At 74.8% G+C, this 11573-nt stretch carries 10 protein-coding genes and 3 tRNA genes; 7 read left to right on the top strand and 6 right to left on the bottom strand.

All coding sequences use genetic code 11. The features are described from left to right. Positions 1–14 precede the first annotated feature (14 nt). From ACFRAR_RS35950 to ACFRAR_RS35940, 3 genes are all read right to left on the bottom strand, one after another. Positions 15–1418, bottom strand: a complete 1404-nt coding sequence (locus ACFRAR_RS35950; protein WP_380704133.1) for a glutamate decarboxylase — start codon at positions 1416–1418, stop codon at positions 15–17. Between the two features lie 127 nt (positions 1419–1545). Next, positions 1546–2979, bottom strand: a complete 1434-nt coding sequence (locus ACFRAR_RS35945; RefSeq protein WP_380704131.1) for an FGGY family carbohydrate kinase — start codon at positions 2977–2979, stop codon at positions 1546–1548. A 181-nt stretch (positions 2980–3160) separates the two neighbouring features. Then, on the bottom strand, positions 3161–3466 hold the full coding sequence (locus tag ACFRAR_RS35940) for a hypothetical protein (RefSeq protein ID WP_380704129.1): 306 nt from the start codon (positions 3464–3466) through the stop codon (positions 3161–3163). A 229-nt stretch (positions 3467–3695) separates the two neighbouring features. Between ACFRAR_RS35940 and ACFRAR_RS35935 the strand changes: the two genes are divergently transcribed. Continuing rightward, positions 3696–3768: transfer RNA gene (locus ACFRAR_RS35935), tRNA-Asn, on the top strand. A gap of 62 nt (positions 3769–3830) precedes the next feature. Beyond that, positions 3831–3903, top strand: a tRNA-Asn gene (locus ACFRAR_RS35930). 136 nt (positions 3904–4039) lie between these two features. Here the strand turns inward: ACFRAR_RS35930 and ACFRAR_RS35925 are convergent. Both ACFRAR_RS35925 and ACFRAR_RS35920 read right to left on the bottom strand, forming a co-directional pair. Next, a complete protein-coding gene (locus tag ACFRAR_RS35925; protein WP_380704127.1) occupies positions 4040–4786 on the bottom strand; it encodes a trypsin-like serine peptidase in 747 nt (248 codons plus the stop codon). Positions 4787–4903: 117 nt separating this feature from the next. Further along, positions 4904–5758, bottom strand: coding sequence for a trypsin-like serine peptidase (locus ACFRAR_RS35920; protein ID WP_380704125.1), 855 nt, complete (start codon positions 5756–5758; stop codon positions 4904–4906). Positions 5759–5959: 201 nt separating this feature from the next. On the opposite strand from ACFRAR_RS35920, the gene ACFRAR_RS35915 reads away from it, so the two are divergent. Next, positions 5960–6033 (top strand) — tRNA-Ile (locus tag ACFRAR_RS35915). A 225-nt stretch (positions 6034–6258) separates the two neighbouring features. Here ACFRAR_RS35915 and ACFRAR_RS35910 read toward each other — a convergent pair. Next, a complete protein-coding gene (locus tag ACFRAR_RS35910; RefSeq protein WP_380704123.1) occupies positions 6259–8352 on the bottom strand; it encodes a hypothetical protein in 2094 nt (697 codons plus the stop codon). A gap of 201 nt (positions 8353–8553) precedes the next feature. On the opposite strand from ACFRAR_RS35910, the gene ACFRAR_RS35905 reads away from it, so the two are divergent. From ACFRAR_RS35905 to ACFRAR_RS35890, 4 genes are all read left to right on the top strand, one after another. After that, entirely contained in the window at positions 8554–9501 is a 948-nt protein-coding gene (locus tag ACFRAR_RS35905) for an SPFH domain-containing protein (RefSeq protein ID WP_380704121.1), read from the top strand. 9 nt (positions 9502–9510) lie between these two features. Then, positions 9511–9780 (top strand): hypothetical protein, encoded by a 270-nt coding sequence (locus tag ACFRAR_RS35900; RefSeq protein ID WP_380704119.1) that lies wholly within the window; start codon positions 9511–9513, stop codon positions 9778–9780. 40 nt (positions 9781–9820) lie between these two features. Further along, on the top strand, positions 9821–10489 hold the full coding sequence (locus ACFRAR_RS35895; protein WP_380704117.1) for a GPP34 family phosphoprotein: 669 nt from the start codon (positions 9821–9823) through the stop codon (positions 10487–10489). Between the two features lie 40 nt (positions 10490–10529). Next, positions 10530–11573, top strand: a 1044-nt coding sequence (locus ACFRAR_RS35890) for a 1-aminocyclopropane-1-carboxylate deaminase/D-cysteine desulfhydrase (RefSeq protein WP_380704115.1), incomplete at its 3' end; no start/stop codon positions are given.

Here is an 11573-nt window from a genome sequence, read left to right as displayed (position 1 = left end):
GGCATGCGGCGGGTTCAGTGGTGGAAGCCCGGCCGGGCCGGCACCCCGAGTTCCTTGAGCGGGACGGGCTGGCGCCGCAGCTCCGGCAGCAGTCGGCCGAGGTCGGCCAGCAGCAGGTCGGCGAGGTCCCGGGAGAAGCCGTTGCGGCAGACCACCCGGAGCACCGACAGGTCCTCCCGGTTCGCCGGGAAGGTGTACGCCGGGACCTGCCAGCCGCGCTCGCGCAGCCGCCGGGAGACGTCGAACACGTCGTACGGCAGGCCCTCCTCGGTGGTGAAGGCGAACACCGGGAGCTGGTCGCCCCGGGTCAGCAGCCGGAAGCCGTCCAGCTTCCCGATCTGCTCGGCCAGGTAGCCGGCGACCTCGCGGCAGGCGCCCTGGACGGCCCGGAACCCCTCCCGGCCGAGCCGCAGGAAGACGAAGTACTGGGCCACCACCTCCGCGCCGGGCCGGGAGAAGTTGAGCGCGAAGGTCGGCATCTCACCGCCCAGGTAGTTGACCCGGAAGACCAGTTCCTCCGGTAGCGCCTCCTTGTCGCGCCACAGCGCCCAGCCCACGCCGGGGTAGACCAGGCCGTACTTGTGGCCGGAGGTGTTGATGGAGGCCACCCGGGGCAGCCGGAAGTCCCAGACCAGCTCCGGGTCCAGGAAGGGCGCCACCATGCCGCCGGAGGCGCCGTCCACGTGCACCGGCACGTCGATGCCGGTGCGCTCCCGGAAGGCGTCCAGGGCCGCGCAGATCTCCTCGATCGGCTCGTACGAGCCGTCGAAGGTGGAGCCGAGCACCCCGACCACACCGATGGTGTTCTCGTCGCACAGCGCGACCGCCCGGTCGGCGTCCAGGTGGAGGCGGTCGCCCTCCATCGGCGCGGTGCGGGCCTCGACCTCCCAGAAGTTGCAGAACTTCTCCCAGCACACCTGCACGTTGACGCCCATCACCAGGTTGGGCCGGGCCCCGGCGGCGTAGCGTTCGGCGTTGGCCCGCGTCCAGCGGCGCTTGAGCGCCATGCCGGCCAGCATGCAGGCCTCGCTGGAGCCGGTGGTGGAGCAGCCGACCGCGGCGTCCGGGTCGGGGGCGTGCCAGAGGTCGGCGAGGATCGCCACGCAGCGCCGCTCGAGCTCGGCGGTCTGCGGGTACTCGTCCTTGTCGATCATGTTCTTGTCGAGGCACTCGGTCATCAGCCGGGTGGCCTGGGCCTCCATCGAGGTGGTGACGAAGGTCGCGAGGTTGAGCCGTGCGTTGCCGTCCAGCATCAGCTCGTCGTGGATCAGCTGGTACGCGGTGTCGGCCGCGACCGGGACCTCGCCGAGCCGGTGCAGCGGCGGGGCGAGTTTCATCGCGCCCAGCGGGTCGCCGATGGTCGGGTACGCGCCGGTGCTCAGCCGGCGGTCGCCGCCGGCCCCCTTGTGCAGCGCCATGGCGTCCTGCCGCCCTTCGCGTCGGTGGCCGTGTCCCGTCCCACGCTGCCACCGGGTGCCGGGTGACGCATCTTCACCGGCCCGCCACCGCCGCCGGGCCGTGAGCCGCCCGCCGCCGCCGGGCCCGTCAGCCGGCCGTCTCCGGGTGGATCTGGTCGCGGGCGGCCCGGTACTGCTGGCGGACCGCCGAGCCGATCGCCAGGTCCTGCTCCCCGTCGGGCTCGACGGTCTCGGCGTCCGGCAGCTCCCACTCCGGCGGCTCCGGGGTGCCCGCCAGCGCCCAGGCGGCCTGCCGGGCGGCCCCGCGGGCGGCGTGCGCGCCCGGCGGGGGCACCACGACCGGGACGCCGAACAGCATCGGGGCGACGTGCCGTACGACGGGCAGTCGGCCGGCCGCGCCGAGCAGGAACACCCGCTTCACCTCGACGCCCTGGGCGCGCAGCACGTCGAGGGCGTCGGCGATGTTGCACAGCATGCCCTCGACGGCGGCCCGGGCCAGGTGCTGAGGGGTCATCGCCTCGGCCCGCAGCCCGGTCAGGGTGCCGGCCGCGTGCGGCAGCGCGGGGGTGCGCTCGCCGTCCAGGTACGGCAGCAGCACCAGGCCGTAGGCGCCGGGGGTGGAGTGCAGGGCGAGGTCGCTCAGGCCCTCCAGGTCCAGGCCGAGCATCGCGGCGGTGGAGCGCAGCACCTGGGCGGCGTTGAGGGTGGCGACCATCGGCAGGTGGCGGCCGCTGGCGTCGGCGAACGAGGAGACCAGGCCGGAGGCGTCCACCACGGCCTCCCCGTGCACGGCGAAGATCGTCCCGGCGCTGCCGAGCGAGACCACCGCGTCGCCCGGGCCGAGGCCCAGGCCCAGTGCGGCGGCCATGTTGTCCCCGGTGCCGGCCGAGATCAGCAGGCCCTCGGGGGTGTGTCCGGCGGGCTCGGCCGGGGGCAGCACGTCGGGCAGCCGGAGCTCGTGGCCGAGCGCCAGCTCGACCAGGTCCTGCCGGTACTCGCCGGTGATCGGCGACCAGTAGCCGGTGCCGGAGGCGTCGCCCCGGTCGGTGGTGCGGCGCCTGGGGTGGCCGAGCAGCTGCCAGACCAGCCAGTCGTGCGGCAGCAGCACCTCGGCGACCCGGCGGGCGTTGGCCGGCTCGAACTCGGCCAGCCAGCGCAGCTTGGCGATGGTGTACGTGGGGGCGGGCACCGAGCCGATCGCGGCGGTCCAGGCGGCCGGGCCGCCGAGGGCGTCGAGCAGCTTGGCGGCGGCGCCGCTGGAGCGCGGGTCGTTCCACAGGATCGCCGGGCGCACCAGGACCCCGCCCGCGTCCAGGCCGATCATCCCGTGCTGCTGGGCGCTGACCCCGATCGCCCGGACGCCCTCCAGCAGGCCGCCGGTGGCGGCGTCGCCGAGGGAGTGCAGCCAGACCTGGGGGTCGGCCTCGCCGGGGCGCAGGTCCTGGTCCTCGGGGACGGGGTGGGGCGCCTTGCCGGAGCGCAGGACGGCACCGGTGTCGGCATCGCACGCGACGATCCGGGTGCGGCTGGTCGAACTGTCTATCCCCGCGACGATGGCCATGTCGAGATCATGCCTCAGCCCGGTCCCGGACGCGTCCGGGACCGGGGAGCCGGTGCGCCTTCGTGACGCCGGGTCGGGGTTCCCCCCGGCCCGGCGCCACCGCCCCGTCACGGACGGCGGCAGGCCGCCCCGGATGCGTGCCGCGCGTCACGTGACACGCGGTACGCACCCGGGGCCCGGCTCACCGGCGGAAGGTGCCCCAGCCGTCGTCCTGCGGCCGGGCGCGGTTGAAGTACGGCACCCGGTCGGTGACGGCGTTCGGCAGCCGGTCGCCGACCCGGTCCGCGACCGCGCCGGCCGCCTTCCCGGCCACCGCCCCGGCCTGCTGCCGGGCCCGGTCGGTCGCGCCCCGCACCGTGGGGTGGCGGGCGATCTGCCGGGTGACCTCGGCGATCTGCTCGTAGCGCTGGCGCCCGGCCCGCGAGCCCAGGACGTAGCCGGCCGCGAAACCGGCGGCCAACGACAGCTTCCACATGATCGGATCCACCCTCTCCTGGCGGCTTCTGCCGCATTGCCCTACCCGTCCGTCGGGACGGCGAACCGTCCGCGCCCCAGCATCCCCGGCGCCGTCGCCGGGCGCGCGCGGGGCACGCCGGGCGGCGGTCCGCCGGCAACCTGCGAAAGCGATTGGCGGAACACCCCCCCGAGTGCGCTAATGTATGTCCCGCAGCGAGCGCCGAGGAGCCCGGGGAACCGGGGGCCGAAGCGGAAGCCGATCCCCCATAGCTCAATTGGCAGAGCAGCCGACTGTTAATCGGCAGGTTATTGGTTCGAGTCCAATTGGGGGAGCTCGGGAGAAGGTCCCTCCGGGGTCCTGTTCCCGTCCGTGGTACGGAAGTCGAGTACCGCGATCCCGCATAGCTCAATTGGCAGAGCAGCCGACTGTTAATCGGCAGGTTATTGGTTCGAGTCCAATTGCGGGAGCTGCACCGGGTCCGCCCGGTGACTGCTCAGAGCGAAGGCCCCTCGGTCGACCGGGGGGCCTTCGTGTTGCCCGGGCTCGGCCCGGCGCCGGTGGGCCGGTGCGGTGCGGCGTGACGTGCGCGACACCGGACCCGGCTCAGGTGGTCGCCTTCCGGTAGAGGTCGGCGACCCGCTGGTCGAAGGCGATGCTGTAGGAGGTGCCGGGGGTGCTCCCGCCCTCCTGGTAGCCGCCGATCACGCCGACCACCGCGCCGTCGGAGTCGACCCAGGGACTGCCGCTGGTGCCGTCCGTGTAGCCGCCGCAGTCGAAGCGTTCCTGAGTGGGGCTCTGCGAGCTGGTCCGGACCGCGCAGGTGATCGGCTCGTCGCTCTCGTTCGGGTAGCCGGTGACCGAGACGGACAGCCCGAAGCCCCGGCCGGTGTCGATCGTGTTGCCGCCGACCGCGTCCTCGACCTGCCGGCCGTCGACCGGGCCGACCGTGACGAACGCCACATCGTACTCGGGGTCGTCGCCGGCCGCCCAGCGCGGATCGACGGTGATCGCCCGCACCGGCCACGTCCCGTACGGGGTGGAGCCGTTGCGGTAGCCGGGGGTGAACACCAGGCCGTCCAGCAGGCCGATCCGGCGGGTCTGCACGCAGTGCGCCGCGGTGACCAGCAGATTGCGTCGCGGACTGCGCACCACGCTCGCGGTGCAGGCCCGCGGGCCCTGCGCGGTGTGGATGGAGAGGGTGCCGACCCGGTCTCGGGCGGGACTCTGCCGTGCGACCTCGGCCGTGGGCGTCCCGTCCTGCCCGCCGCACGCGGTGCCGGTGGCCAGCAGCAGGGCGGCCAGCGCCACCGTTGGTGCCGTGCGCGCGGGCCGTGCCGGGCGGGGGGCCATCGGGGCTCCGTCTCGTTCCTCGGGGCGGGCACGGGGGTGTGCGTTCCGCCGGTCGTGAGGAAGATCTACCAGGCCGTGCCCGGCGGCGCCACCGCCGGGTGCCCGGCCGGTGCCCGGTCAGCCCGTGGCGCGGTCGTACAGGGCCTGGACGCGGTCGCCGAAGTAGCTGCTGTACGAGGTGTCCGGGTCGGCGCCGCCCTCCTGGTAGCCGCCGATCACGCCGACCACGGTGCCGGTCCTGGTGGCCGGGTCGAAGTCGGTGACCCAGGGGCTGCCGCTGGTGCCGCCGGTGTAGTCGGGGCAGTCGATCCGCAGCTGGGTGGGGCTCTGCCGGGTGGTGGTGTTGGTGCAGGTGATCGGGAGGCCGCTGCTGCTCGGGTAGCCGGTGACCTTCACCGGGAGCCGGTAGCCCCGGTTGACGCCCAGTCGGTTGGCGCCGAGCACCTGCTGGACCTGCTGCCCGTTCCGGGCCTGGACGATCGCGAAGGCGACGTCCATGTCCGGGTCGGCGTGGTCGTTCCAGCCGTCGTCCACGCTGACGGCCAGCAGCGGCCAGACGCCGCTGGGGGTGTCGCCGTCGCGGTAGCCCGGGACGAAGACGAGGTCGCCGCGGCGGCCGAGCTTCGGGTCCCAGACGCAGTGGGCGGCCGTGACGATGAGGTTCAGCCCGGCGCTGTCGACCACGCTGGCGGTGCAGAAGTGGTCGCCGTCGGCGTTGCGGGTGAACACCGCCCCGACCAGGCCGTTGAGCACGGTGGGCTTGGCGGTGCGGGTGACGCCGTCGTGCCGCCCGGCCGCGCCCCTGAAGCGCTGTCGGCTCCAGCCGTGGCTGTCCGCCGGGGCGGCGGTGGCGGGCGGTGCCGAGCTGACCGTCGGGGCGCCCCCGCCGGGCCCCGCCGCGGTGGTGCAGCCCGCCGTGGCCAGTGCCAGCGCGAGCGCCGTGGCCGCCGCCCCCGTCCCACGAGTCGTCATCCGCCCAGGCTGCCCTGGCCGGGCGCTCCGACGCCACCCGGGCTGCGCCGCCCGGGAGACGCGCGCCCCCGCACGGCCTCACGCACCCTGCCGCGCCCCCGGCGCGCACCACGGGTGATCGACCGGCTATGCTGCCCGGGACGGCCTCGCTGGGGCCGTCTGCTGCTGACGTGTGCCGCCGACCGGCGCGCGCGGCGAACCGGGGCGGTAGCTCAGCCGGTTAGAGCAGGGGACTCATAATCCCTTGGTCGTGGGTTCGAGTCCCACCCGCCCCACTTCTTCTTCCTGCCCCCGGCGGCTGTCGGCCGTCTCCGGGAAGGTTCCCGACCGGCCCGAACCGGGTTTCGACGAGTGGAACTGTAGAGCAGGATCCCGCCCGCCGGACTCTGCCACGCCGCGTTTCACCCGGCCCGAGGACATTCCGCGCCGGGGAGCCCGGACAGGACTGTGGGGCCGTCACCGTTCGTCGGTGACGGCCCCACAGTCGTGTCGGGAGCGGCTCAGCGGAGCTTGACCGGCGTGATGGTCACCTCGCCGTCCTGGCGGCCCACCACGGAGACGGCCAGGTCCGGGAGCTTGCCCGCGGCCGCCATCGCCTTCAGGTCCGGGAGCAGCGGCGAGCCCTCGTCGAGGTAGAACCGCAGCGGCTTCCGCTCGGAGGCGGCGAGGTCGGCGATCTCCTGGGCGCTGCGGCGACCGATCGCCCACGCCCACAGGTGCGAGGTGCTGCCCTGGTTGCGGTCGAGCACGTTCAGCCAGAGGTTGTCCTCGATGCTGGCGTAGTCCGGGGCGGGGTCGTTCCAGACGCGGGAGCCGACGAGGGAGACCGGCAGCCGGCCGTCGTGCCGCTGCTGGTCGGTGGCGAGGGCGGCGACCCGCTGGGCCACGGCGAAGCTCGCGCCGGTGCCGCGCAGCTGGGCCCGGCCGGGGCTGCCCTGCCAGCCGGCCTGGCCGTAGTCCGGCTGGGCGTTGCTGAGGACGGCGAAGGACAGGCAGAGCGCGACGGCGACCGCGGGCACGACGGAGCGGACCCGGGACCAGGCGGTCGGGCGGGTGCCGGGGGCCGGCGCGGTGCCCGGTCCGGCGAGCACCCGGCGGCCGAAGGCGGGCAGCAGGGCGGCGGCGAAGCAGACCACCCCGACGACCATCAGCTGCTGGATCATCTTCTCGTAGAAGTACGAGGTGGTGCCCGCCGTGCGGAGCTGGTACTCCATCACGCCGTAGCAGAGCAGCGACACCGCGGCGAGCGAGACCAGCGCGACCCGGCGCGGGCGGTTGGCGCGCGCGCCGCGGGTCAGCAGGGCCAGGAACGCGGCCGCCACGAGGGGGAAGAGCAGGTGCCGGCCGACCGGGCTGATGCTGCCGGGGAGGGTCAGGACGTCCGCCGAGCCGGCCGACTGGGCGTTGGTGTACGGCGGGAACAGCGCGAGGGCGCCGGCCACCGCGGCGGTGGCCAGCAGGGTCGGCCAGTGCCGGAAGCACTCCCGCCGGTGCATGACGGCCCAGGCGAGCAGGATCGCCCCGACGGCCGGCAGCAGCAGGTAGTGGCCGAAGGAGATGGCGACGGTCAGGGCGCCGAGCACCACGACCTGCTCGCGGAAGCGGGGGAGCGGCCTGATCGCCAGGGCGAGCAGCACGGCGAGCAGCCCGAGCGCGAACATCGAGCTCAGGAAGCCCCGGTTCTGCAGCTGCGGCACCTCGGCGACGACCAGGTAGACGGCGGTGGGTAGCGCGACGGCCAGGCCGCGCCAGCCGCGCAGCGCCGGGCCGGCGGCCCGCTGCACGGCCCACAGGACGGCGACCGCCATGCCGGCCGCGGTCGCGGCGAACAGCAGGACGAAGAGCGACATCTGGGTGAGCGCGGGGCCCTGGCTGGTGCCGCCGTGCAGGAAGCTGGTGATCACGGCCAGCGTCAGGTGGCTGCCCGGCGGGTAGGTGTCGAGGCCGCTCGTGACGGTGGCGGCGGCCTCGCTCTTGTGCAGGGCGGTCAGACCGCCCAGCCGCATGATGGTGTCGTACACCGCCGCGTGCCGGCCGAGGTCCTCGAACGAGATGATCAGGGCCAGTCGCTCGGTGGCGTTCCGGCGGACGACCGGGTACAGCGTGAACGCGACGGCCGCGGCCGCCGGGAGCAGCAGGGCGAGGTCCCGGACGGGGACCAGGTCGCGCAGCCGCGCCGCCCACGGCCGCCGGGCCCGCCCGGCGGGCCGGGGGCCCCGGACGAGCAGGACGGCGATCAGCGGCACGGCGGTGGCCTCGGCGAGCGCCACCGGGTGCAGGCCCCACGGCCAGTAGCTGGCGAGCAGGGCGAGTGCGCAGGTCCAGCCGATCAGGACGCTGCCGGAGATCATCAGCCGGTCGAAGGCGGTGGCCCGGGAGCGGATCAGGGTCGCGGCGGCGTACCAGACCAGGCCGAAGGTCAGCAGGTCGGCCGAGACCAGGTGGAACAGCGGCGGGAGGGCCAGGAGGGCCGCGATGAGCCGGAGCTGTCCGGCGTCGGGCCGCTGGAGCCGGGTCCGTGGGCGCTGCCGGTCAGTCCCCGTGCCCGGGCTCGTTCTGTCCGGTATGTCGACGGACTCGGCTGGCGCTGTCATGGATGAGATTCCCCCACACGTGGTGCTGAGTAGGCAGACGTCAGGCTGCAGGTATGAACATTCGGTCGGGTTGACAAGTCTGCCGCATCGGCGACGTCCCGGTCGTATCGGGGGTCGTGTGGCGGAGTGGTGGCGGCGGGCGGAGAAAAAGTGATATCACTTTGACATCGGATGCGGATGCTCGCAGAAGGAGTCGCTCCCATGACCACGTCGCGTATCGCCGTCGAGGACGGCCCTGTTCTCGACCTCCCGACCCCCAGGATCACCGAACGGGTGATCACCGGGGCGGCCGGTCTACCGGTGCTCGGAGGCACGCTGCTCGGCCTGCTCGCCGGGATCGGCTCGTTCGTCGTCGGCGTCGCCCGGCTGGCCGGCCACGGCGGCGCGGTGGGCCTCGCCCTGGTGGTCGCCGGGCCGCTGCTGGTGGTCGGCTCGGTGGTGCTGATGTGCGGCCTGACGGTGGTCTCGCCCGGCCAGGCCCGGGTGGTGCAGCTGCTCGGCCGCTACCGGGGCACCATCCGCGCCGAGGGCCTGACCTGGCTGAACCCGTTCACCAGCCGTCAGCGGATATCCACCCGGATCCGCAACCACGAGACCGAGACCAGCAAGGTCAACGACGCGGACGGCAACCCGATCGAGATGGCCGCCGTGGTGGTCTGGCAGGTCGAGGACACCGCGATGGCGGTCTTCGAGGTGGACGACTACGCCGACTTCGTCGCCATCCAGACCGAGACGGCCGTGCGGCACATCGCCACCAGCTACCCGTACGACGCCCACCACGAGGGCCAGCTGTCGCTGCGCGACGGCGCGGACGAGATCGCCCGCAAGCTCTCCGCCGAGATCTCCGCCCGGGTCGCCTCGGCCGGGGTGCGGGTCGTCGAGTCGCGGATCACCCGACTCGCGTACGCTCCGGAGGTCGCCCAGGTGATGCTCCAGCGCCAGCAGGCCGGGGCCGTGGTCGCGGCGCGCAGGCTGATCGTCGAAGGAGCCGTCGGCATGGTCGAGGAAGCGCTGGACCGCCTCGCCGAACGCGACGTCGTGGACCTGGACGAGGAGCGCAAGGCCGCCATGGTGAGCAACCTCCTGGTGGTGCTCTGCGGCGAACGCGGCACCCAGCCCGTCGTGAACACGGGCTCCCTCTACCAGTAAGGCGAGGTCTTGGCGACGGAACGGAAGAAGCTCCTGCTGCGACTGGACCCTTCAGTTCACGACGCACTCGCCCGATGGGCCGCGGACGACCTGCGCAGCACCAACGCGCAGATCGAGTTCCTGCTCCGCCGCGCGCTCACCGACGCGGGCCGGATGCCCGGCGGCGCGGCCCGGCTTCCCCGGCGCGGACGCCCGCCCAAGAACCCGTCCCCGGGGAGCCCGTCCGAACAGGGTCCGTCCGAGGAAGGTCCGGAGAGCGGAAGCCCGGACCGGGACTGACCGCCACGGCCGGGCACCCACCGACCTTCCGGAGACCGACATGGACCTGCCCGCCACCCTCCCCGAGAAGCTCTACCTGCTCGCCCACGACCCGCGGCGCGGGCGCACCACCCAGCACTCCTCGCTCAACCTGCTGCTGCAGGCCGCGGCGCTGACCGAACTGCTGCGCCGGGGCCTGCTGTCCGAGGACGGCCGAAAGGCCGTCGCCCGGGCCCGCCGCGCGGACGCCGAGGCCGGCCTCGACCCGTACAGCGCCCGGCTGCTGGTCCAGGTCAGGGAGTCCCGGCCGCACAGCTGGAGCTCGTGGGTCGGCCGCGCCAGGGCCACCGGTCGCGACCAGCCGATCCGCCGGGTCCGGGACGGCCTGGCGGACTCCGGCCGGATCACCCTCCGGCCGCACCGGGTGGCCGGCCTCTTCCCGGTGACCATGGTCACCCTGGACGACCCCCGGGTCCGCGACGCGCTGGCGGCCTCCGTCACCGGGGCGCTGAAGGGGCCGCTCAGCCGGGTCGACCCGGCCGACGCGGCGCTGACCGCGCTCGTCGCGGCGGGGCGGCTCCGCTCGGCCCTGAGCGCCAGGGAGCGCCGGGAGCACCGCGGCCGGATCGCGAAGCTGGCCCCGGCGGCCGGCCCGGTCCCGCGCGCGCTCGGCACGGCCCTGGCCTGGCGGACGGCGGGCCACTCGGCGGAGGCCGCGGCCCTGGGCTGACGGACCGCCCCGGGCCCCGCGCGCCCCGTAAGCTGGCCGGGTGCTCGAACCCGCCCTGCTGCCGACCCCGCTGGTGGACTGCACCGACGGGGTCTTCGCGCGGGCCGGGGTGGAGCTGCGGCTGAAGCGGGACGACCTGCTGCACCCCACCGTCCCCGGCAACAAGTGGCGCAAGCTGGCGCCCAACCTGGCCGCCGCCGTCGCCCAGGGCCACACCCGGCTGCTGACCTTCGGCGGCGCGTACTCGACCCACCTGCGGGCCGTGGCGGCCGCCGCCGGGGCGCTCGGACTGGAGAGCGTCGGGCTGGTCCGCGGCGAGGAGCTGTCCGGCCGGCCGCGCAACTGGTCGCTGCGGGCCGCCGAGGCCGCCGGGATGCGGCTGGAGTTCCTGACCAGGTCCGAGTACCGGGAGGCCACCGGCCGGGCCGCTACGAGCGAGGCCGCTACGAGCGAGGCCGGTGCGGGCGGGGCCGGTGCGGGTGAGGTGGCCGCGGCGGGACCGGAAGGCCGCTGGGGCCGCTGCCTGGTGCTCCCGGAGGGCGGCTCCAACGCGCTGGCCGCCGTCGGCGCGGCCGCGATCGCCACCGAACTGCCCGGTCTCGGCGAGCGGGACGTGGTCTGCTGCCCGGTCGGCACCGGCGGGACCCTGGCCGGCATCGCGGCCGGCCTGCCGACCGGCGCCCGGGCGCTGGGCGTGGCCGTGCTGCGCGGCGGCGAGGGCTACCTGGAGTCGGAGGTCGCCCGGCTGCACCGGGCCGCCTACGGGCGAGAGTTCGACAACTGGCGGATCGACCACGCGCACCACGGCGGCGGCTACGGCAGGGTCCCGGCCGAACTGGCCGCCTTCGCCGAGCGGTTCGAGGGCCGTCACGGCATCCCGCTGGAGCGCCGCTACGTCGCCAAGCTGCTCGCCGCGCTGGCCGGCCTGACGGCCGCCGGCGCCTTCCCGCGCGGCACCCGGCTGACCGCCGTCGTCACCGGGCTGCCGGACCCGGGGGTGGGCCCGGCAGCCCGGGGTGGGGGCCGGGGTTCAGCCGGAGGTGAGGGGGGCGCCGGGGTGGGGGGGGGGGGTGCGGGGGTTGTG

The sequence above is a fragment of the Kitasatospora sp. NPDC056651 genome, assembly GCF_042792155.1.
Classification (GTDB): domain Bacteria; phylum Actinomycetota; class Actinomycetes; order Streptomycetales; family Streptomycetaceae; genus Kitasatospora.
This window is presented reverse-complemented; position numbering and strand designations above follow the sequence as displayed.